A 21,828-nucleotide genomic window follows, 5' to 3' on the forward strand; every position below is an offset into this window, starting at 1 on the left:
TGAAATCCTACAAATCCTGATTCAGACGAACCGGAAAAACATTCATCTCCTTCTGTTGTTACCTTAGCATTATGAAATATTTATTTTTAATCGTTTTTAGCTTTCTATATAATCCTTCCTATCTTTTTTCCCAGGAACATCAACAGCATCAGATGCCAATGGATAGTACCGGCCACAAAGAGCATGATACAATAGCCGATCACCAAATGGATCATAAAGAAACACCAATGGACAGCATGATGATGCATATGCCTAGTGCCCTTTCCAGAAACCTTCCTATGAACGTAAACGGATCAGGAACAAGCTGGCAGCCCCGAAATACTCCAATGTATATGATCAAGTTTCATAAAAACGACTGGAACTTTATGCTTCATTACGGAATCTTTTTTACCTATTCAAATCAGAATATTAACCGTGCTCCCGGTCAACGAGGAGATGCCTCCATTAGTGCTCCCAATTGGGTAATGCTTATGGCAAACAGATTAGTAGGAAAGCGGGGCTTGTTCATGGTAAGAGCTATGTTTTCCGGAGATCCTTTCACTGTTGGCGGACAAGGATATCCGCTTTTATTTCAGAGTGGAGAATCCTGGAAAGGAAAACCTTTAATCGATCATCAGCATCCACACGATTTAATCAGTGAATTATCGGTTGCATATAGCCTTGCATTTAATAAAAATATCGACCTCTATGCATATCTCGGTTATCCTGGTGAACCAGCTATTGGTCCTCCGGCTTTCATGCACAGGCCATCATCTCTTAACATGCCAGCAGCGCCATTAAGTCATCACTGGCAGGATGCGACACATATTATATTTGGAGTGGCAACAGTAGGTTTCAGATACAAAATTATTAAGATCGAAGGCTCCACATTTACAGGAAAAGAGCCTAATGAAAATAGATACAATTTTGATAAGCCAAGGTTTGATTCCTATAGTTCGAGAATCTCTCTAATACCAGGTCGATCGCTGGCTTTGCAGGCATCTTATGGTTATTTGAAAAGTCCGGAAGTGCTTTTTCCTGAAGAAAATCTGGAAAGATATACTGCCTCTGTGTTACATAATTATTGGTTCAACGATGAGAAGGTGATTTCTACTTCCCTGACATGGGGCATGAACAAATACCAGGATGAAGGTAAAACCAGCTATGGAAATTCTGTTGTATTAGAATCCAATCTTCAAATAAAACACTGGTCTTACTTTACAAGGATGGAATTTGTGCAGAAAGACAATCATGAACTGGAAATTGAGTCAGAAGAAGAACATCAAAGCAACAATATCGGCGCATTGGCATTGGGTATGTCAAGGTATATCTCAAAGAATAAATACTTCTGGCTTGATCTAGGAGCAATAGGTACAGTCTATGCTTTCAGCAATGACCTGAATCCTTATTATGGCAATAATCCTTGGTCCTTTCAGATTTTTCTGAGGATTATTCCACCAAGAATGAAAATGATGGGGATGTGATCGATTCAATGTCTCTGATGTAAAGGAAAATATAAAAAGTATAATCAAATCAAAGAAAAGCAAGTTACACAAATAAAACCTATTCTCAGAGATAAAATACACCTACAATGAAAATATTAAAATTCAAAACTAACATACACAATCAGGAGATGCTGGATAAAATTGCTTCGGTATTGAACAAAGAAGAACTTATAAGCAGATGGAAAGTAGATCTTGAAAGTGAGGAAAAAATACTAAGCGTTTCAGGAGAAGAAATTACACAGGATCTGATTACATCGGCTTTGAAACAGAAAGGTATTGAAGTGGAAATGATTCATATTATTGCCATAGCTGGGCATGATTTATAAGTACTATTAAACATTAGAAAATGTTATCTCCTACTGAATTCACTGAACTTGTGAAGCATCTAAGCTTTCAAAAGGATGATAGTTTACCTATATGAAGATTGGTGATTTAAACTGCAAGTTATTTTGTAACTATCAGATCCTTCGCAGAGCTCAGGATGACACAGAAAGACAAGATTATCACCCAAGTTATAATCACCTTCCAATATGCCAATCGAACAAATTTTCTACTATTTAAATACCCACAATTCTAACATCGTTACTTATTGAATATCAACTGCTAATAAAACTTCCCTAAAGCATTTCATTTAACCTAATAAATAGTTAAACAATTCAGTGTCTTAGTATTCAGGTTAAAGGTAGAATTTACCAATCATTCAAGCATGAATAAACATCAGCACGACAATTCAAAACATCCTCACCATCATCACATGGAAAATAAGCGTTCTGACAAAGCAATGCATGGAGAAAATAACCATGATATGTCAAATCATCGACATATGGGGCATAACCACCATGAAATGATGATAGATGATTTTAAAAAGCGATTCTGGGTATGTCTTATTTTATCTGTACCTGTGATCTTGTTTTCTCCGATGGTACAGGAAATCCTCGGATACCATTTAAGCTTTCCTGGGATTCAATACCTTGCTTTCCTCCTATCTTCCGCGGTTTTCTTCTATGGAGGCTGGCCTTTTCTGAAGGGACTTCTAGAAGAGGTAAAACAAAGAAACCCGGGCATGATGACACTTATCGGTGTGGCCATCTCTGTTGCTTATATCTATAGCTCTGCCATCGTATTTGGTCTGAAAGGAATGGATTTTTTCTGGGAGCTGGTAACATTGATAGATATCATGCTATTAGGCCATTGGATAGAAATGAAGTCTGTTCTTGGTGCATCCAAAGCACTTGAACTTCTGGTGAGCATGATGCCTTCCGAAGCACATTTGATCCACGGTGATCATATTATGGATGTCAAAGTAGATGCATTGAAAGTCAATGACATTATCCTTGTCAAACCCGGAGAAAAGGTGCCAGCAGATGGTACAGTCATAGAAGGTGAAAGCTACCTGAATGAATCTATGCTTACTGGAGAATCCAGTCCGGTAAAAAAAGTTATTGAAGATCAGTTGATCGGCGGCTCTGTTAACGGAAATGGATCCCTGAAAGTAAAAGTGCTGCATACCGGAAAAGACAGTTATCTGACGAAGGTAATTAATCTGGTAAATGAAGCACAGAAGGCAAAATCTACTACTCAGAATCTGGCAGATAAAGCAGCAAAATGGCTCACATTTATTGCGATTGGTGTTGGAGTAGTCACTTTTATAATATGGTTAATTATAGGAAAAGATCTTGAATTTGCTCTGGAAAGGATGGTAACTGTGATGGTAATTTCTTGTCCTCACGCCCTGGGCCTTGCTGTTCCTTTGGTAGTAGCAATATCTACAGCCATATCTGCTAAAAATGGTTTACTGATACGCAACAGAACTGCATTTGAAAATTCAAGAAAAATCACTGCAATGGTATTTGACAAAACGGGAACCCTAACACAAGGGGAATTTGGAGTTACCCGCTATGAATCTGCTTCAAATGAATTTAGCAGAGAGGATATCCTCATGTTTGCCGGGGCAATAGAACAAAATTCAGAACATCCTATTGCAACAGGTATATTAGCAAAGGTTAAAAAGCTGAATTTTCAATTACCCAAAACAGCAAACTTTCAGGCCATTTCAGGAAAAGGTATTGAGGCAAGCGTTGCAGGAAGAAATACCAAAGTAGTGAGTCCAGGATTTCTGATAGAAAATGATATTAGCATTCCTGAGAATGCCTTTAACTCTTCTTCTGAAACTGTTGTATTTCTGTTGATTGATGAAAAACTTGCAGGATTTATAGCACTGGCAGATGAGATCAGGCCTGAGTCTAAAGAAGCTATCGAAACATTCAGAAGAAATGGCATTAAAGTGATGATGGCTACCGGAGATAATACAACTGTAGCAGAAGCAGTAAGCAAACAATTAGGTCTGGAAGGATTTTATGCAGAGGTATTGCCGCATCAGAAAGTAGAGATCATAAAAGAACTCCAGAGACGGAAAGAATACGTTGCCATGACAGGAGATGGCATTAACGATGCTCCTGCATTGGCACAGGCTGATGTGGGGATAGCTGTTGGCTCAGGAACTGACATTGCTGCCGAAACTGCAGACATTATTCTGGTAAACAGTAATCCGAAAGATATTGCAAACCTGATACTTTTTGGAAAAGCTACGTACAGTAAAATGATTCAGAATTTAATCTGGGCCACAGCTTACAATGCTCTTGCTATTCCGCTTGCAGCAGGTGTTCTGTATACAACGGGTTTTGTGTTAAGCCCTGCTGTTGGTGCAGTATTGATGAGCTTAAGTACTATAGTAGTAGCGATCAATGCTCAATTTCTGAAAGGGTCACTAAAAAAATAAGGAGAATAGCTCTTGATGCTCACACTATGTTGCTCTCTATCCTGCCATTGTCATTACTATAGCCATCAACTTGATGAAACTTTAATTTGTACATGCGGAACTCCTGAAACATCTGATTTCTTTTAAAAAGAATAACTTTTGCTGTCTGGCAGATTAATGATTCTAATGCATTTCTGTAAACTGATAAAAATAATTAATGTATTTAAAATACTTATGCAAACGAAGATTTGTCTGAGTATTTTTATCCGTTATGAATTACCTTAAATTTCAAATTTATATTATCTAAATAATAAAGGAAAGACCAGCCAGAGGAAAGACTTTAGAGAATGTAATACCTAAATATATAAATAGACACATTATTACCTATTTAGGTATAGTAAAATAAAAGTCACTTCCCTTTCCCAATTCGCTTTCTACCCATACTCTTCCGCCATTAGCTTCAACAAGCTGTTTTACAATAGAAAGTCCAAGGCCGTGGCTTTCTATGTTTTCTTTACTATGTGCTATTTCAAACCTCTCAAATATTTTTGCCAACTTATCCTCGGGAATTCCTGAACCGTTATCACTGACACCTATCTGAAAATATTTCTCCCTTTCAACCGACTCGATTTTAATATGCGGATTCTTTTTGTCCATATATTTGATAGCATTTCCGATTAGGTTCTGAAGAATTTGCTTAAGCGATGTCCTGTTATAATTCACTATAGGCAAAGAATCTTGAATATCAATATGAAAATGAGATGGAGGATTTAATGTAGTCAGCACATCCTGACATAGCTGCAAAAGATCGATAGGCTCTTTAATTTGTTTTTGCATTTTTGCAGTCCTCAAAACATTTTCGATAATGTTTTTCATGTCCTCAACCTTCGCCCCTACCATATCCAGCATTTTTAGTCCTTCCTCATTAACAGGTCTGGCTTTGCAATCCTCTTTAATAAAAGGCACCAGTCCCTCTATAACAGTAAGTGGAGCTTTAAGGTCATGAGATATAATATATGCATAGTTATCCAGTGAGTCATTCAAAATTTTCAAATTATGAATGATAACAGATAATTCTTTCGTTCTCTCATTCACACGACCTTCAAGTCCGGCATTAAGACCTCTTAATTGCTCCACCATCATTACTCTTTCTGTAATGTCCTGAATAAACCCTGTGACCTTAGTTACCTGATTATTTTCATTTCTGAATACCGTGGCTTTTCCATAACTTACCCCAACTGAGCCATCTTTCCTTACACACGCAAACTGGTAATCAAATGCATTCTCCTGAAAGATTTTCTCCTCAAATATTCTTTTAAAATATTGTTTATCATCGGGGTGAACAACCCTTAAAAGATTGTCCTCGGTAAGTTCGAACTCATTGGGTTCATAACCATACATCTTGTATAATTGATCCGACCAGGTCGTTTTTCCATTCTCAATATCGAATTCGTAACTTCCTATATTAGCCATTTCCTCTGCAAAGCTTAATAGAATTTCTCTTTTCTGAATTTCATGCTTGCTTCTCTTCCATTCAGTAATATCGAGAACAGTACCTATCATTTTAATTGGCCTATCCTGGTTATCATAAAACACTTTTCCCCTTGACCATACATATTTAATTATATTGCCAGGACATAAAATGGTATATTCTACATTGTAAAGATTATGGTCATAAATTGCTCTCCTGATCGTCTGGTTGGCTTTTTCCTTATCATCAGGATGAATTACCGCTTCAAAAGGATGCTTTTCCATTGAAATATCCGCAACATCTTTAATAGCATAACAGAGTATTTCAGACATAGCTGGAGTTAACGTCAGTTTTTTATCCAGGAAATTCCATTCATAACTTCCTATTTTACCCAGAGACTGAGATTCCAGGAATATAGACTGAAGATCTTCAATCTGAAGATTGGCTTCTTTTTGTTGCGAAATATCATCAAATGTAACAAGCAGTTCTTCATCACTTATTTTTATAACTCTGTTCTTAAACCATTTATTGAGCCCCTGAAATCCATAAAAATAATCTGTAGTCATTGTCTCCCCTGTATCAGCGACTTTTACTTGCATGTCGAATAACCCTAAATCCTTCACATGGGGATATTCTTCTACCCATCTTTTTCCTATAAGATCCATCCTTGTCCGATCAAGTAAAATTTCAGCCCAATGATTTACAAGAACAAACTCAAAATCTTTAATCTGATCAGGAGAGTCTCTTATTACTTTAAATAATATAATTCCTTGTTCTACCGAATCAAATACTGTAGAAAACATCGTGTCTGATTTCACGATTTTCTTTTGCAGCCTTTTAGCCATTACATTGAAGGAATGTGCTAATACCCCAATCTCATTTTTTGATCTGATGCCAGATAGTTGAGAAAAATCTCCTTCCGAAAATTTATTGGCATTGAAGGTAAGTTCTTCAATAGGTTTCACAAATGCACTTCCAAGGAAGTAAGCCAGGATTGTGGAAATAAGGATCACAATACCATTAAATAAGAGCAATCTGTTTCTCAATAAAACAATCGGAGCCATAGCTTCTTTGTAACCAAACTCCGTTATCATTCCCCATCCTGTTTCCGGAAAATATTTCAATGCAGCAAGTACATCTTTCCCTTGGTAGTCTTTACCCCTAATCAATGTATCCTTCTTGGCATTCATAATTTTCCCCATTGAAGTAGAAGAATCGTTAGCAGGAAAAGATCTTTTCAGGGCCGCATTTTTATCGAAGCGCAAGGGAGTAAGATACACGACCGAATCTCCATATTGCTTTGCGAGATAGGTTTCTCCGGTACTCCCCATACCTGTATAAACATTGCTCAAAGAGATAATGCCCTCTGCAATTCGCGACATTATAATTACTCCGATAATTCTATCCTCAAAGTATATGGGAGAAGATAAAAAGGCATTCAGCAGTTGATCCTGGTCATAGTGTAAGTCACCAAAAAATTTTCTTCCCAAAACAGCTGCTCTGAAACTCTCATCCGAAGACCAGTTCATTCCTATTACTGTCGTATCTGTAGAAGCAATAATTTGTCCGTCTTTGGACAATACGTACCCCTCTTTAAAACTTTCGATCGTCCGCTTATAACTGCTTAAAATCTGAGAAATTTCTGCCCGATGCTCATTGTTTGGATGATTAAGATAATTATATAAACCAAATACTATTAGCGGATTGCTGGCAGAAAAACCTACGAGCTCTTTTCGGGATTTTATAATGGATTCTATTCTAAGCTCTTTTGATTTTGAAATTGCCCTTAAATGATTTTCAATATAGGACCTTAAGACTTGCTGCTGGCTTTTATAAAACAAAATGCTGATTGAAGAAGTAATCGTAATGATTATTAATAAAAATAACAGAATTAACTGATACTTTAACTTCATACATTTGAATTCATCTTTAATCTTATTGTTTATTCACAAGAGCTGTTGATGATAAAACTAAGGTTAATTTCCCTTTGATTCAATTACCTTTATCCAATTCTTACTTAAATAAGATAACACCTTAAAAGTTATAGTTGTTTTGAAGTACTTTCCGGTAGAAATATGTTTTATACTCCTTAGAACTGAAAAAATAGATGAGTTTTGGAGATAAAATTTCCTTCTCATACACAAGGGTAAAGAAGTGGCCTGATCCTGATTTTTATCCCATTCAAAACTAAAAAAGTTACTTTGTAAAATATATTTATTGAAAATTATTTTGATCCTTAAAACATCTATCGTAATATTGCATTATTATAATTAACTATCCTGTTTTCATTATGGGAATTACCAAAACCGATAACTTCAATGATAAACAAAACAGAATGGCAAGCCTTGCTAAGGCAATCGGCCATCCTGCCCGTATTGCCATCCTGGAGTTTTTATTAAAAAAGAATACCTGTATTTGCGGAGATCTGGTAGAAGAACTCCCCCTCTCCCAGGCCACAGTATCACAGCATTTAAAAGCATTAAAAGAAGTGGGTCTTATCAAAGGAGAGATTGAAGGCACCAGCGTTTGCTATTGCATTGATGAAAAGGTCTGGAACGAAGCTAAAGAGGCATTTGGCAAACTGTTTAGCTCCTACAAGGGAGTCAAGTGTTGTTAAAAATTTTTTCACCTTAACTATCGCAATATTACATTATAACAATAAATGTCAATTATATGGAAAACAATAATAAACTAAAAGAAATAGTAAGAGAGACATACTCAACTATTGCTGGTCAGTCTAAAGAGCACAACGAAACCAGCTGTTGCGGTGCAGGAAGTTGTGGTACCGGCACTTATACCATTATGAGCGAAGACTACACTAACCTTGAAGGATATAATCCTGATGCTGACCTGGGACTTGGTTGCGGTCTCCCGACGGAGTTTGCAAAGATCAAAAAAGGTGATACGGTTGTAGACTTAGGTTCCGGAGCAGGAAATGATTGCTTTGTCGCAAGATCCATTGCAGGAGAAGAAGGAGAAATCATAGGTATAGATATGACAGAAGCTATGATTCAGAAAGCCAGAGCTAATGCAGAGAAATTAGGATTCAAAAATGTGCAGTTCAGATTGGGTGATATAGAAGATATTCCCTTATCTTCCCAAAGAGCTGATGTTGTTGTAAGCAACTGTGTCATGAACCTTGTTCCGGATAAGAAAAAGGCTTTTGATGAAGTATTCCGCATACTAAAACCAAATGGGCATTTTAGTATTTCAGATATTGTTCTTAAAGGTGAACTACCGGAAGCCATCAAGAAAGAAGCAGAAATGTATGCAGGCTGTGTTTCCGGCGCTATTAAGAAAGGGGATTATTTAGAAATACTATTAGATGCGGGTTTTTCCAATATCACAGTCCAAAAAGAAAAACAGATTATTATTCCAGATGAAATTCTCCTGAATTACCTTAATCAAGATCAGCTAAACGAATTCAAATCAAACGGATCCGGAATTTTCAGCATAACAGTTTATGCAGAAAGACCAGAAACAGAGTGTGGCTGTGAGCCGGAAGCAAAATGCTGCTAATATAGCCGGAATGTAGCATATTTTAATTTTTAAAATCCTTCTCCTTATGGAGGAGGATTTATGATAAGTTAAACACAGGACTCTTTTTTATTCAATTCAAACAAGACATAAAAATGATATCATATTCATTGGCTATTAATGAAGACAGGAAAGAGATTTCAAATCTTTTAACCCTGGCTACTTTGCCAACTGATGATATCAAAATTAATAGGCATCATTTCATTGTAGCTAAAACCGAAAATATTGTTGTTGGTTGCATAGGACTCGAGGGTTACTCAAACATCGGCATACTTCGTTCCTTTGCAGTAGATGAGCGTTACAGAAATCAGAAAATCGGAAAAAACCTGATAAGTCAACTGACTAATTATGCTTTACAAAAAGGAATAACAAAGTTATATCTGCTCACCACCACGGCATCAAAGTATTTTTCCCGGGAAGGGTTTGAAGTAATTGACAGAAATATTGTACCAGAACTTATCCAAAAAACTTCTGAATTCAAGTATTTATGCCCTTCCGAAGCTATATGCATGTATAAAACTATAGCCTTATAAAAGGGTCTTAACGATGATCTTATATTATTGAAAATTCATTTACCATTCTTAAACTATCTAAAACTACTGCTTTAAATGCTCTCCAAAATCAAAAATTACATCGAAGATGCTATCAAAACTTTTGATACTATCCCAGAAGAAAGAAAAAGGACGCTGGAAAAAATCGCTTTGTTTATTCAAAGGAAACAAGATGAAGGTAAAACAACGGAACTTATCTACGTTTGTACTCATAACTCAAGAAGAAGCCATCTTGGACAAATATGGGGAAAAACTGCTGCCGCTTATTATGGAATAAAGAACATCAATACATATTCGGCTGGAACGGAAACAACTGCATTCAACCCTAATGCCATCAAAGCTGTTCAGAATGCAGGCTTTGAGATTTCTAAAGAAGAAAAACTTCAAAATCCTTTATACAGCGTTTATTACAGTGAAAACCAAGCTCCTGTTTCCTGTTTCTCCAAAACATACGAAGATAGTTCCATTCCTAAAAAAGATTTATGCGCCATCATGACCTGCACTGAAGCAGATGGGAATTGTCCATTTATACCCGGAACCGAATTGCGGATATCCTGTCCTTATAATGACCCAAAAGCATTTGACGGCACGCCTCAGCAAGATGAAAAATATGCTGAAAGGTGCAAACAGGTTGCAACAGAATGTTTATATGTATTTTCAAAAGTTAAACCTTTTTAAAATTTACGAATGAATAATTGCAGCCCTGGACAAAGAAAGCAATTGAGTTTTTTAGACAGATATTTAACTCTTTGGATATTTCTTGCAATGGTAGTTGGAGTAGGTTTAGGTTATTTTATACCATCAACTCCAACTTTTATAAATTCCTTTTCAAAAGGAACAACCAATGTTCCTTTAGCGGTTGGTCTGATATTAATGATGTATCCGCCTTTGGCAAAAGTGAAGTACGAACAGATGTCAGAGGTATTTAAGAATTTTAAAGTTTTAGGTATTTCCATCCTCCTCAATTGGGTAATCGGTCCTATATTGATGTTTGTGCTTGCCTTATTATTTCTTCATGACTACCCTCATTACATGGTAGGTTTAATTCTTATTGGACTGGCAAGATGCATTGCCATGGTTATAGTTTGGAATGAATTGGCTGAAGGAAGCAGAGAGTACGCTGCTGGTTTGGTAGCATTGAACAGTATATTTCAGATTATCTTCTACAGTATTTACGCTTGGCTTTTCATTTCCTATTTACCTCCCCTTTTAGGTTTTAAAGGAGTTGCAGTAAATATTGGTTTAGGAACTATAGCAGAAAGTGTATTGATATATTTAGGAATTCCATTCTTTGCAGGAATTTTAAGCAGGATAATTTTGCTGAAACTAAAAGGCGAAGTATGGTATCAGGAAAAATTTATTCCTAAAATTTCACCTGTCACATTGATAGCTTTACTTTTTACAATCATAGTAATGTTCAGTCTCAAAGGTGAACTCATAATTCGAATTCCGATGGATGTAGTTAGAATTGCAATTCCACTGATGATATACTTTGCGGTAATGTTTTTTATAAGCTTCTTAATAGCAAAAGCATTGGGTGCCGATTATTCTCAAAATGCCTCTATAGCTTTTACCGCCTCAGGGAATAATTTTGAATTGGCAATAGCTGTTGCTATAGGTGTTTTTGGTATAAATTCCGGAGAAGCTTTTACTGGAGTTATTGGCCCCTTAGTGGAAGTTCCGGCTCTAATAATACTTGTTCAGGCAGCATTTTGGTTAAGAGATAAATTTTACTCAGAAAGCATCCCGAATAAAAAATAAAATTCCTGACGACCATATAAATTCTTAAAGAATATCATGATGGTGAAATAATTTTCGTGCAATAACTTTTGCCTATATCAAAATGACTTGTAAAAAAGAGTAGCCTGTCGGGTGACAGGCCACAGTGGAGATTTTCAATTTAATATCGTATTTATCTTAAGATTGTTGAGGAAATTTTGAAATGTCCATATAGAAAACTTCCCAGGTATGACCGTCAAAATCCTCAATTGTTCTTTGTTGCATAAACCCATAATCTCTCATCTCGTTCGGTTCTGTCCCACCTGCTTTAAGTCCATTTGTAACAATGTTGTTTACTTCTTCAACGCTATCCACAGATAATGAAAATAGTCCTGCTAACTTCGATTTTGTATCTGCAATAGGTTTGGTTGCAAAGGATGAAAACTTTTCATGGGTCATTATCATTAAAAAAATGTTTTCACTCCAGACCATACATTTTCCCTGGTCATCTGAAAACTGAGGATTGTTTGTAAATCCTAATGCAGTATAAAAGTCCATAGATTTTTGCAGATCTTTTACTGCTAAATTGATAAATATTTGTTTCATTATAATAGCTTATTTTAATTATTAAATATAATTATTCTTTTGATTATACCGTACTACAGATTGGCTTTAATAAGATTTTTTTCCATAGCTCGTGCCAAATGACAATTAAAAGTTATAGATAGTGCGGCTATGTTATAACAGACTACTATGAACTCATAACAACATCTCTCCATTATGTTTTAAGTCTTAACCATTAAGTTTCGGACTATCTTCACGAATAATTTTTATGGTTGCTTTAATTTCAGTTTTTAAAGGATGATTGAGTTTGCTTACAAACTCTTCAACTTTTTTATTGCTCATAAGTATGTTTTTTAGATTTGATGAATAAAGAAATGACAGCGCTGAAAACTCCTCCTGTAATCAATCCTCCAATGATGCTTGACACAAGGTAATTTTTGATATTGTATTGTGCTTCTGCCTGCTCCTGCGTATATACACCTGACTGAACAGTATATTTAATGATGTTGGCAAAATAGTCCGGAGTGATAATGTATGAAGTGATCACCTGATTAACCGGGCTTAGCAAAACAATGAATAAAGTCAATGCCAATCCGCTCATAAAACTTTGTTTATAATTTATGACACCAGAATAAAAGCTTTTCTTTTTATCCAATAGTGCCTTAGAATAAATTATAATAGAAGGTATCAGAATAAGCATGGAAACAAATTGTTGTTGTTCTAATCTCTTGTCGTGAAAACCGGCTAATTTTTCAAAGCTCATCCAGAGGAGGAACATGGCGGCATATATGAATGTCCATTTGATTTCTGTTTTATACTTTATCATATACATAAGGTTTATTTAGTTATTTATTGGTTTCAAAGTTGATCATCCAGTTCATGCCAAATCGGTCCTCACACATTCCGGAGTAAGCTCCCCAGAACATTTCGTCCATAGGCAAAAACACTTTCCCTCCTATGGACAGTGTGTTGAAAATTTTGTTTGCATCGTCTTTAGAACTTGCATTAACAGAAAGCGTAATATTTTTTCCGAATGCAACTCCACCATAAGCAGGATTAGCATCACCACCGATTAAAGTACATCCTTCATTGATGGGCAGAGCAATGTTAAGGATTTTGTTTTTATATGCTCCGCTAATCTTATATTCTGCAGGTAACTGGGAATACCTTTTGACATAGGAAAACTTTCCACCAAAGACAGATTGGTAATAACGAAAGGCTACCTCACAATTTCCGTTGAATGTTAAGTATGGATTAATCTGTGTCATAATTATTAGATTGATGACACAAAAATAATGCACCAGGAAAGCGGGCGCATTGATCTATGGTAAGAAATGAATTTTGAGGTTAATTAAGAGCGTTTTGCCAGTCCGTTCCTCACCCTGCTTAGACTTTCAGGAGTAATTCCCAGATAAGAGGCAATCATCCATTGAGGAACTCTTAAGGCTACATTAGGATATAATTTTAAAAATTCCAGATACCTTTCTTCTGCAGTAGCACCCAATAGCTGATTGATCCGTTTTTGTAAATGACGTACGTGATTATGCAAGGCCCGATGATTGTTTTCTCTAAATGTTCTGCTGATCTCTGAAGCTGTATTTATAAAAGTTTCGTCCATTATTACAACTTCTGTGTCTTCAATGGCCTCAATAAAATATTCGCTCATTTGGTCGAAATAAGCTCCACTTCTGTCACTTACAATCCAACTTTCAGGAGCAAAATGTATAATATGATCTTTCCCTATACTATCAATGGTGTATTGCCTGAGCAGACCACTTTCAACAAAAAAAATGTCTTTGCAGATTTCCCCTTTTGATAATACTAAAGTTCCTTTAGTATATAGTTTAGATTTTGGGATATAGGGAAGTTTGGCTAGCTCTTCATCAGTAAGTCCTGCCTTATCGTTAAGATAAATTTTAAAGTTGTTTAAAGGAATTAATAAATTCATCTTTTAAAGATTACTTATTAGCATAATTTTATTCTGATTACAGAATAAAATTATGCTAAATATAAAGAAGAAATTTTATTTACAGCTCATTTTAATAGACCATTATAAACTGTTTATTAATGAAGCAATTAGCAAATAACCATTCATAATGGCAGAAATCATAATGGCGAAATCTTACTGCCATTTATGTTTGAAATCCTTTTCACTCTTCACTTTCTCATTTGAAAAACAACCGTGAATTATTACAGACTTTCTTTTCGAATTAAAATACTCTTGCCTTGCTCACAAAGTTGCTGTCCTTCCTTCTACTTACTCATCTTTACAACCTTCTTTGACAAAGCTCCTTTATCAGTTACGATCATCAGATAGTATACTCCATCCGGTACATTGGAAAGTTCAAGGGACATAGATGAAGCATGGTGGCTGTTGTTGTCAGCATATACTACTTCACCAAGCTGGTTCATTACCCGTAATCCATGAAGACTATAGTCCGTATTTTTTACATCAAGAAAAAAACTTCCATTATTAGGGTTTGGATAAACAGAAAGTATATCTTCCGCTGCTTCACGTGCAATAATATTCGTGACACAATGATTATATGGCACTCCAGGAGATCCGTATTTGCAATAAGTCATCCAGCTTCCTGGCAGGCTTTCATCAAAAGAAGGATCTCTAAGCTCCAACGTGTACCCCTTACCATCAGCAGCTTTATCCCACGGAGCCTCATCATCATAGCTGAAAGAGACATAACAATTTCCAAGGTGATCGTACAACCGGATCATATCTCCGGAATTGGAAAGGTCAAATTCGAACGGACCGATGTAATTGGTGATTGAAGGATATACCTGATGAAACTTAACTGGATCATTACATAGCACCAGTCTTCCGTTTGCAGGAATCACAGTGTTGGCAGGGAATACATATTTGTTATAATCATTAAAATCCTTGAAGGTCCAGTTTGAAATGTCCACATCAGATGTTCCATTATTGAAAATTTCCACCCAGTCACCGGATTCCATTGCATCCTCTGAGTGGTAATTTATTTCGGAAATCTTCAGATCCAGCGGTGCTGGTGATCCGGTAAAATAAGCGGTAAATGTTTCCTTAAGATTTACATTCAACGTGACAGTTTTGTCGGAACTTCCTGCAGGGATAAGAGCAGGAACTTCCCAGTGGGTAAAAGTATAGCCTGGATTTGGAACAGCTGTTACAGTTACCGGAACTCCATCAAAGTAAATGCCTTTCCAAGGATACGTATCAGGATATATGGTATTTATTTTTATTACTCCTGCTCCTGCTGGCATAACATTAAGTGTAACCTCAACCTGCTTTACCAGATTGAACTCAGAAACCATTTGCGCTCTGGCCGGTGCAGGTCTGGCATTAAAAAAGTCCATTCTATTTTTGATTTCAGAGTCCCAATAACCAATCCATCCATTCCAACGTGCAAGATGTCTTGGCATGTCACTCGCAATACTGTCTTTCATCGCAGACAAGAGCTGAGATAAGTTTTGCGGAGTAAAGATGGTATTCATCAGATCCGCAGAACGATTAATGAATCGGTTTCTGAAATCCACATTCTTTGTCAGGTTAAAAAATATTCCGGCATGAGGTCCCATGTCCTTGGACATAGCCTTGCGTAACTGATTAAAGGAAGCAGTCTGCAAGTTCCATAAACCAAGAGAAATATCGGTATCATAAAGAATGTAGCGGTATTTCTTATTGCCGGTCTGAGGTCGCCAGGCCTTGATATTGTTAGTTGGCCAATCCCAATTGGAAATATAAATCTCAGTTGCAAAAAAGTCGATCATATTGTCCAGGTCAAAGTTATCTGCAACAGCATTAAAGTTTGACTGGTTATTCATATTGCTGTTGGCTGCCTGCCACTCTAAAGCATACAGGTCATTACTCCCTTCAATTTGTTTTGCCCAGGCATCTAACATGTCAACACTATTAGCCGATACTCCGCTGTTTGACTCTACATAGTCTTCATTTAGTTTTTCCCGGATATTATGAATTCCCCAGTACTGTCCGTTAATGAAAACAACAGATGGTCGATAAGCCTGAATATCCAGTGCTGTTTTCCCTAATACACTCATTTGTATAAATCCATCCATCAGATGAGTGGTATTAAAATCACTTCCTGAATTTCTCAGCACAATAGATTTAAACCGGTTAATATTCTTATATGGAAAAAACTTATAATTTATTTCAGGGGCATCGTATTTGTCTCTCATCATGATTGCCAGACTCTTCATAGAGTTGGCTCTGGAATAATTTCCGAATATCCTTGCACCGGCATCTACTTCAAAACATCTGTTCTTTTGCTTATCATAGTATTCTATATGCACAGGCCTTTCCCAGTCAAACCAGAAGTTAGCACCGAAGTGGGGCGAGTTAATGCTGTCAGCCCCTGGTCCCAGCACATATATCCCGGTTTGAGGATGGAAAAAATTGTCCGGTTCTGTCGAGATCGAAAATACAGGAAGGTCTATATTCTCATTTATAAAATAGGTTTTGGTGTATACTTTCGGTGCTGTAAGAGTTGCACTATAACAGGCAGCTTTCACTACTGTCGTGGAGGTAATGGATATCGGAGTGCTATACAAAGCAGAAGTTTTATGCGGATCGCTGCCATCCAGAGTATAGCGTATTTCTGAAGAACCTCCGAGCGTTAATGACTGTGAGGATGAATAAAAGCCTCCATCCAGAGAAAAGGTAATTACGTCATTGCAATATCCTGAATAACCAGCAGTATTGGCAAGGCCTGGCGTAGTATTGACAAAAATATTATGAAAAGCAGCTCCATCAGGAGTTCTGCCATAGGAATTATTCTCTCTCATTTGAGGAATGACCAGCTGATCTATAACCTTTGATGCAGGATCGAACAGGTAAAGCAATTCTGATCCATTATTGGATAACTTAAAATTGGTATGAAACATTTGCAGCGGTTCGTTGAACCAGGAAGGTGTAGGAGAAAACTGAGATTCCTCTCCTTTCATACCAAAAGAGAGAAATGCACGTACCGCCAAATCGCTTTTCAGACCACTGGTCACATGGTTATGAACTTGAACAGTCAAAACGTTTGTCCCATTTACCAAAGCCCTTTTAAGAACATCTTTCTGAACGGTAAATTTTTCATAGCTTCCTCCTTTTTCCACCAAAGCTTCTCGCTCATTTTCAGCGGGATCCCACCTTCCTGGACTTATATTCTTTATATTGGCTCTCGCTATTTCAACACCGTTGAGGTGAGCAACAAAACCATCATCATAGTCTATATGCAAAATGGCTTGAAGTATCTCAGAGGTATCCACAACTGTAAATTTCTTTCTCATAAACAAAGAAAGGGTACCTTTGGGAACAATCGTTAACAACCCATTGTCTCCATAGCCGACAACCCCTTGACCGCTTTTCCAGTCTGAATCATCAAAGTTAATGCTCCTCCAGTTTGCAGGAAGGTCACTTGCAGGTGTTATGTATTTCCATGTATCATTTTCCGTAACCGCGGTTTCCCAATGATGTACAGTAACGCTTCTGTTTTCTCCGGATGCGAATAAAAGTAAATGTGCATCAGGTGCAAGGGTTATATCCGGAAGGTTCCATATGGATGCAGCTGGATGCCTGTCAGCGATGCGGTATCCCTTCAGGTTTACAGGTGCGTTGCCGGCATTGTACAATTCAATCCAGTCTTCATAATTATTTTCTTCATCCGGCGTATCGCTCACATTATTGGAACATACTTCATTGATCACCAACTGTGGATACGCAAAAAAGGGATGACATAAAAAAAGTAAAATCAGAAAACACCTGGTAAAGATTACTTTCATAATTATTTATTTTAGAATGAACGTATTACGATCTGTTGTTTAAATATATTGTTTATACCTCTTCTGTTCCACTATCCAGGAAACTAACCTTTCAAAGGTATCAATAAAATACTAAGTGTACCCAAGAAGTATTTATGGTATAGAAAACAGGCTAATCCAACTTCAAAATATATGTTATTTGGTATTAAGCATTTATATTCCAAAATTCCTGCAGCATATTTAGCATTTAAAACTTTTAAACCTGTTTACATTTCCAGAAAATACCTTTGCAGAAAGTAAAAACAATGCTTTTACAAAGAAATTTAAAGCAGGAAGTAAAGAAACACAGTCCCAATCTATTGCTCCTCACCCAGTCATATACATTATGAATATAAATTTGTAGCAATTATTCCAGGAATCCTTGTTCTGTCAGCATTAATACTTCTGACTATCAGCTCTTGTCAGTTAAAATACCTGAAAACCAATAAATATATGAATACAACTTTCTTTCTGCAATAGGAATATTATAGTTTACGAAATTTTATCCCGGGAGGACAAATGGTGAGCAAGAGTTTTGAGCAAGAGCAATAAGATGGTTTAAAAATTATCTTACATGCGCTAAAACCCTATATTATTGATAGTTAACTATCATTACTATTTTATATGTTCAACTATATAAAGGGCCCTAGAAACTTCCTCTGCAAACTCAGGATCTACCTTCTCAAAATAAAAAAATCCTTTTTCAATCATTCCCTTCCTATCATTTATCCAGGCAAGAACTTTATCTATAGTTTCTTTATCAATCTCCTTAAATGATTTTTTTCCATATAAGAGATCTTTATAATAATTGATTACCAAGTCAATATAGGTTATAAAGCTGTTATCCTCAAATGATAATACCCATTTATTGATCAACAGTTCTATATCTCCAAGAAGTTTATATATTTCGACAAATGCTTCTTTATCAAAATAGGTTTTATGCTTTACAGAATCTGTCCACCAGGAAATCAAGAACTCTTTAATTGCAGTTTGTTCATCACCAGGCCAACTGGTCCAATTACCATAATTCACCTTACCTAGTACAACAAATGTATTCACAATAAAATTAGTAGTAGATAATAATTCTAAGATTCGTGGTAAGAAGTGTTTAAAGTCTTCAACATCCCCCCAGGTTGTTATTGCCTTAAAAGCATATCTGGAAAGATCCTCTTCTTCTAGTGATCTAAGTTTTTTAGTATGCAGCTTTTCCTTATCACTTTCTGATACACAGCAAGGACAACCATCTATTTCAGAGCGAAATGGATAACGGGAAAAAGTTGAATAAAGTCTTTCAATTGATAATTCAAGTTCCTTTGTCATAATTTGATGAACCTATCTGATGAGTTATAGTTGCTGGTATTAGAAGTCTGACTAAAGTAAGAGTTATGAGCAAAAGCAACATAACGATTCAGCAATGTTCTCTTGCTGCTGCTCAAACTGTTGCTGCGATTTTTTTGATAAATCACAAAGAAGATGGTATAGCATTTCAAAAACGACTTTGATTTCATCCAATTATTTATTGCCGAGCTCTTCTGCCAGTCCGACGAGAATTCCTTCATGCCCACGGATATAACAGAGTCGGTATGAGTTTTCGTATTGAACAATTTCCCCCACAAGCTTAGCACCGTGCCTATAAAGTCTGGTAAGTAACTCGTCAAGGTTCTCCACTGCGAACATGACACGTAAGTATCCTAGAGAATTCACCGGAGCTGTTCGGTGATCAGAAGTTGTTTGTGGAGCAAGAAACCTCGAAAGCTCAAGCCTGCTGTGTCCATCTGGAGTAGCCATCATAGCGATCTCGACCTTTTGTGAATCCAATCCTGTAACTCGTCCAGCCCATTCTCCTTCTATGGTAGCTCGTCCTTCCAGCTTCAATCCTAACTCAGTGAAGAAAGCAATAGCACCGTCAAGGGATTCTACCACAATCCCGACATTGTCCATTCGCTTTAATTTACTTTTTTCCATAGTTATATATAGTTTAATTTAAATGATTCTGATTATAAAAGGTGAGAATAAGAATTTCTGCAGGAAAAGGAGCTTTAAAAAATATTTTCCTAAAAATTCCTGTAATGGGGAGAGAAGCTACAATTAAACATGTAAGTTATCAAGGCATCAATAATTATTTAATCTTTTCAAACCAGTTCATTTTTGCAATTTCACATTGCATTCCCATTTCCGGTGATCTTTCCGGATAAAATATTTTGATAAAGTAAGGCTTTCCTGATTGATCAACTTCCTGTTTAAAGAAGCCATCCTCATTCAATGTGTATAGGCTGTAACTTTCATAAAATGGCCCATGAAAATCGCCTTCAAATTTTGGAGAAAGCAAATTAATAGTTCGGTCTTTGTCGAAGTCATATAAGGAGAAGCAATTCATTGCAAAGTAACTGAAGTAACTTGTGGTTTTTTTCTGAACATCATAGAAAAGAGAATTCCCTCCAAAACAATTCCCTCCACAACCATTGACATAAAATTCAATTACTATAATTTCTTTATTATTAATAGAGTATAATCGAATGCCTCCTATAGAATAAGATCCTTCTATATTTTCAGCTTCCAGATTCAAATATTGATTATCAATTTTTACAATTGTAGTAGTCTCATCATACTTCCAATAAACAATGTGATTGCCTACCTTAAAAATGGTTGTTGTATCATTTCCATCATTATAGGAATTGTCAATAACAGGCTTTATCTGATAATTATTAAAATATTGGAGAATGGTATCGCAAATCCCAGGCTTTATGATATCTTCTCGCGAATCATTTTCTTCCATCATTATACTTTCATTGTCCGATTCCTGTTTGTCAATACTATCTTTTAAAACTATGTCCGTACTGCTTGTACTGACTTTGTCACAGGAAGTGAAAATTAATAGTAGAACAATATGAAGTAATATACTTTTCATTGAATTAATTTACTATCTATTACAAAAATTAAAAAGCGTTAAAAGCTTATACTTTACTCTAATTTGGTTCCTCATATTGATCATCATTCTTTTAATGGCTCATAATAAAGAATTATAGCACCGCCTTTAAAGGTCTTCGTCCTTATAAGTTTAAGATCGATTCTTTCGCGTATGTTTTTAAATAATTGTCCCCCCTTTCCATGTATAACCGGATGTACACATATCTGCAGTTCATCAACTAAATTAAGATTCAATGACTGTATAATCATACCAGGACTGCCAACCAGAATATCTCTCCCGGATTGTTGTTTGAGCGCTGTAATTTCTTCTTTAATGCCCTCTTTGGCCAACCTGGAATTCTTCCATGTTAATTCTTTAAGTGTGTTGGAAAAAACGATTTTATTAATATTGTCTATTGTTACGGCAAATTCATCCGTTGCTTTGATACCAGTAGGATTTGCAACTACAGTAGGCCAATACTCCATAAGCTGGTAAGTAATCCTACCGTATATTATGTCGTCAGCAGTCTTTAACAAATCACTGTAATGTTGATGTATATCTTCACCCGGAGTAACAACCGTATGATCACAAATTCCATCAAGCGTCATATTTATTCCTGCAATTAGCTTTCTCATTCTGTTTTATTTAAATCAAGTTATAATCTGTTTTAGCTATTATTTTTAATTTTTTGATTAAATATATAAGATATTACGAGAATTGCACCTACTACGATTGGCATTAAAATATAGCTTACAATTTTGTCCACCGCAACATGGCTGATTACGGCAAATATTAAATTGAATGTTAGCCCTGCATAGGCCCATTCTCTCAGCTTTTCAGGTAACATAGGAAGCATTAATGCTGTTGCACCTAAGGCTTTGCAAATGATTAAAGCATAGGCAAAATAATCAGGATAGCCTAAAGGCCTTGTCCCCACTGTGGCAAATTCAGGCTTAAACAAAAGTGTACCAAGAGGCATCAGACCTTCCCATAGAAATATTATGGTTGTTGCTACCCAGAAAATGATTTTGTTCTTTTTCATT

Annotated in this window: 19 protein-coding genes; 8 read left to right on the forward strand and 11 right to left on the reverse strand. The window is 36.2% G+C overall.

What is annotated here, in order from left to right:
- The first annotated feature begins 71 nt into the window (after positions 1 to 71).
- The 3 genes from MYP_RS16115 (at position 72) to MYP_RS16125 (ending at position 4,263) form a co-directional block, all read left to right on the forward strand.
- Positions 72 to 1,463, forward strand: coding sequence for a hypothetical protein (locus MYP_RS16115; protein ID WP_231570057.1), 1,392 nt, complete (start codon positions 72 to 74; stop codon positions 1,461 to 1,463).
- 107 nt (positions 1,464 to 1,570) lie between these two features.
- Positions 1,571 to 1,810, forward strand: a complete 240-nt coding sequence (locus MYP_RS16120; protein WP_045465358.1) for a hypothetical protein — start codon at positions 1,571 to 1,573, stop codon at positions 1,808 to 1,810.
- Positions 1,811 to 2,190: 380 nt separating this feature from the next.
- A complete protein-coding gene (locus MYP_RS16125) occupies positions 2,191 to 4,263 on the forward strand; it encodes a copper-translocating P-type ATPase (RefSeq protein ID WP_045465361.1) in 2,073 nt (690 codons plus the stop codon).
- Between the two features lie 363 nt (positions 4,264 to 4,626).
- Here the strand turns inward: MYP_RS16125 and MYP_RS25250 are convergent, their stop codons facing one another.
- Positions 4,627 to 7,626: a PAS domain-containing protein gene (locus tag MYP_RS25250; protein WP_052430268.1), complete on the reverse strand. Its 3,000-nt coding sequence runs from the start codon at positions 7,624 to 7,626 to the stop codon at positions 4,627 to 4,629.
- A 377-nt stretch (positions 7,627 to 8,003) separates the two neighbouring features.
- On the opposite strand from MYP_RS25250, the gene MYP_RS16135 reads away from it, so the two are divergent.
- The 5 genes from MYP_RS16135 to arsB all read left to right on the forward strand — a co-directional run bounded on the left by MYP_RS16135 (position 8,004) and on the right by arsB (position 11,562).
- Positions 8,004 to 8,330, forward strand: coding sequence for an ArsR/SmtB family transcription factor (locus MYP_RS16135; RefSeq protein ID WP_045465364.1), 327 nt, complete (start codon positions 8,004 to 8,006; stop codon positions 8,328 to 8,330).
- Positions 8,331 to 8,386: 56 nt separating this feature from the next.
- Positions 8,387 to 9,232, forward strand: a complete 846-nt coding sequence (locus tag MYP_RS16140) for an arsenite methyltransferase (RefSeq protein WP_045465368.1) — start codon at positions 8,387 to 8,389, stop codon at positions 9,230 to 9,232.
- Positions 9,233 to 9,345: 113 nt separating this feature from the next.
- On the forward strand, positions 9,346 to 9,783 hold the full coding sequence (arsN2, locus tag MYP_RS16145) for an arsenic resistance N-acetyltransferase ArsN2 (protein WP_045465371.1): 438 nt from the start codon (positions 9,346 to 9,348) through the stop codon (positions 9,781 to 9,783).
- Positions 9,784 to 9,858: 75 nt separating this feature from the next.
- The gene (locus tag MYP_RS16150; RefSeq protein WP_045465374.1) at positions 9,859 to 10,479 is read left to right on the forward strand and encodes a protein-tyrosine-phosphatase; all 621 of its coding nucleotides are present in this window, start codon (positions 9,859 to 9,861) and stop codon (positions 10,477 to 10,479) included.
- 9 nt (positions 10,480 to 10,488) lie between these two features.
- Positions 10,489 to 11,562: an ACR3 family arsenite efflux transporter gene (gene arsB / locus MYP_RS16155; protein WP_045465377.1), complete on the forward strand. Its 1,074-nt coding sequence runs from the start codon at positions 10,489 to 10,491 to the stop codon at positions 11,560 to 11,562.
- A 156-nt stretch (positions 11,563 to 11,718) separates the two neighbouring features.
- On the opposite strand, the gene MYP_RS16160 is transcribed toward arsB, so the two are convergent.
- The 10 genes from MYP_RS16160 to MYP_RS16205 form a co-directional block, all read right to left on the reverse strand.
- Positions 11,719 to 12,126, reverse strand: coding sequence for a VOC family protein (locus tag MYP_RS16160; RefSeq protein WP_045465380.1), 408 nt, complete (start codon positions 12,124 to 12,126; stop codon positions 11,719 to 11,721).
- A 289-nt stretch (positions 12,127 to 12,415) separates the two neighbouring features.
- The gene (locus MYP_RS16165; protein WP_045465383.1) at positions 12,416 to 12,910 is read right to left on the reverse strand and encodes a DUF4199 domain-containing protein; all 495 of its coding nucleotides are present in this window, start codon (positions 12,908 to 12,910) and stop codon (positions 12,416 to 12,418) included.
- Between the two features lie 19 nt (positions 12,911 to 12,929).
- Positions 12,930 to 13,352 (reverse strand): VOC family protein, encoded by a 423-nt coding sequence (locus MYP_RS16170; protein ID WP_045465386.1) that lies wholly within the window; start codon positions 13,350 to 13,352, stop codon positions 12,930 to 12,932.
- A gap of 83 nt (positions 13,353 to 13,435) precedes the next feature.
- Positions 13,436 to 14,032, reverse strand: coding sequence for a Crp/Fnr family transcriptional regulator (locus tag MYP_RS16175; protein WP_045465388.1), 597 nt, complete (start codon positions 14,030 to 14,032; stop codon positions 13,436 to 13,438).
- A 305-nt stretch (positions 14,033 to 14,337) separates the two neighbouring features.
- Complete coding sequence (locus tag MYP_RS16180) at positions 14,338 to 17,859, reverse strand: CotH kinase family protein (RefSeq protein ID WP_081990548.1); 3,522 nt, start codon at positions 17,857 to 17,859, stop codon at positions 14,338 to 14,340.
- Between the two features lie 633 nt (positions 17,860 to 18,492).
- Positions 18,493 to 19,197, reverse strand: a complete 705-nt coding sequence (locus tag MYP_RS25255; RefSeq protein WP_052430269.1) for a hypothetical protein — start codon at positions 19,195 to 19,197, stop codon at positions 18,493 to 18,495.
- 192 nt (positions 19,198 to 19,389) lie between these two features.
- Positions 19,390 to 19,818 carry a VOC family protein gene (locus MYP_RS16190; RefSeq protein ID WP_231570058.1) on the reverse strand — a complete coding sequence of 143 codons (429 nt, stop codon included), beginning with the start codon at positions 19,816 to 19,818 and terminating at the stop codon, positions 19,390 to 19,392.
- Between the two features lie 178 nt (positions 19,819 to 19,996).
- Positions 19,997 to 20,785 (reverse strand): hypothetical protein, encoded by a 789-nt coding sequence (locus MYP_RS16195; protein WP_045465397.1) that lies wholly within the window; start codon positions 20,783 to 20,785, stop codon positions 19,997 to 19,999.
- Positions 20,786 to 20,868: 83 nt separating this feature from the next.
- On the reverse strand, positions 20,869 to 21,420 hold the full coding sequence (locus MYP_RS16200; RefSeq protein WP_045465400.1) for a dihydrofolate reductase family protein: 552 nt from the start codon (positions 21,418 to 21,420) through the stop codon (positions 20,869 to 20,871).
- Between the two features lie 32 nt (positions 21,421 to 21,452).
- The gene (locus MYP_RS16205; protein WP_045465403.1) at positions 21,453 to 21,827 is read right to left on the reverse strand and encodes a DoxX family protein; all 375 of its coding nucleotides are present in this window, start codon (positions 21,825 to 21,827) and stop codon (positions 21,453 to 21,455) included.
- Between the last annotated feature and the right edge of the window lies 1 nt (position 21,828).

Source organism: Sporocytophaga myxococcoides, from assembly GCF_000775915.1.
In the GTDB taxonomy this organism is placed as follows: domain Bacteria; phylum Bacteroidota; class Bacteroidia; order Cytophagales; family Cytophagaceae; genus Sporocytophaga; species Sporocytophaga myxococcoides_A.

What these genes read in the sequence shown, in the direction of transcription:
- MYP_RS16115 (WP_231570057.1), top strand. Translation starts at nt 72, where the DNA reads ATGAAATATTTATTTTTAATCGTTTTTAGCTTTCTATATAATCCTTCC.
- MYP_RS16205 (WP_045465403.1), bottom strand. Translation starts at nt 21,827, where the DNA reads ATGAAAAAGAACAAAATCATTTTCTGGGTAGCAACAACCATAATATTT.
- MYP_RS16140 (WP_045465368.1), top strand. Translation starts at nt 8,387, where the DNA reads ATGGAAAACAATAATAAACTAAAAGAAATAGTAAGAGAGACATACTCA.
- MYP_RS16195 (WP_045465397.1), bottom strand. Translation starts at nt 20,785, where the DNA reads ATGAAAAGTATATTACTTCATATTGTTCTACTATTAATTTTCACTTCC.
- MYP_RS25250 (WP_052430268.1), bottom strand. Translation starts at nt 7,626, where the DNA reads ATGAAGTTAAAGTATCAGTTAATTCTGTTATTTTTATTAATAATCATT.
- MYP_RS16180 (WP_081990548.1), bottom strand. Translation starts at nt 17,859, where the DNA reads ATGAAAGTAATCTTTACCAGGTGTTTTCTGATTTTACTTTTTTTATGT.
- arsB (WP_045465377.1), top strand. Translation starts at nt 10,489, where the DNA reads ATGAATAATTGCAGCCCTGGACAAAGAAAGCAATTGAGTTTTTTAGAC.
- MYP_RS16190 (WP_231570058.1), bottom strand. Translation starts at nt 19,818, where the DNA reads ATGGACAATGTCGGGATTGTGGTAGAATCCCTTGACGGTGCTATTGCT.
- MYP_RS25255 (WP_052430269.1), bottom strand. Translation starts at nt 19,197, where the DNA reads ATGACAAAGGAACTTGAATTATCAATTGAAAGACTTTATTCAACTTTT.
- MYP_RS16165 (WP_045465383.1), bottom strand. Translation starts at nt 12,910, where the DNA reads ATGATAAAGTATAAAACAGAAATCAAATGGACATTCATATATGCCGCC.
- MYP_RS16150 (WP_045465374.1), top strand. Translation starts at nt 9,859, where the DNA reads ATGCTCTCCAAAATCAAAAATTACATCGAAGATGCTATCAAAACTTTT.
- MYP_RS16160 (WP_045465380.1), bottom strand. Translation starts at nt 12,126, where the DNA reads ATGAAACAAATATTTATCAATTTAGCAGTAAAAGATCTGCAAAAATCT.
- MYP_RS16135 (WP_045465364.1), top strand. Translation starts at nt 8,004, where the DNA reads ATGGGAATTACCAAAACCGATAACTTCAATGATAAACAAAACAGAATG.
- arsN2 (WP_045465371.1), top strand. Translation starts at nt 9,346, where the DNA reads ATGATATCATATTCATTGGCTATTAATGAAGACAGGAAAGAGATTTCA.
- MYP_RS16170 (WP_045465386.1), bottom strand. Translation starts at nt 13,352, where the DNA reads ATGACACAGATTAATCCATACTTAACATTCAACGGAAATTGTGAGGTA.
- MYP_RS16120 (WP_045465358.1), top strand. Translation starts at nt 1,571, where the DNA reads ATGAAAATATTAAAATTCAAAACTAACATACACAATCAGGAGATGCTG.
- MYP_RS16200 (WP_045465400.1), bottom strand. Translation starts at nt 21,420, where the DNA reads ATGAGAAAGCTAATTGCAGGAATAAATATGACGCTTGATGGAATTTGT.
- MYP_RS16175 (WP_045465388.1), bottom strand. Translation starts at nt 14,032, where the DNA reads ATGAATTTATTAATTCCTTTAAACAACTTTAAAATTTATCTTAACGAT.
- MYP_RS16125 (WP_045465361.1), top strand. Translation starts at nt 2,191, where the DNA reads ATGAATAAACATCAGCACGACAATTCAAAACATCCTCACCATCATCAC.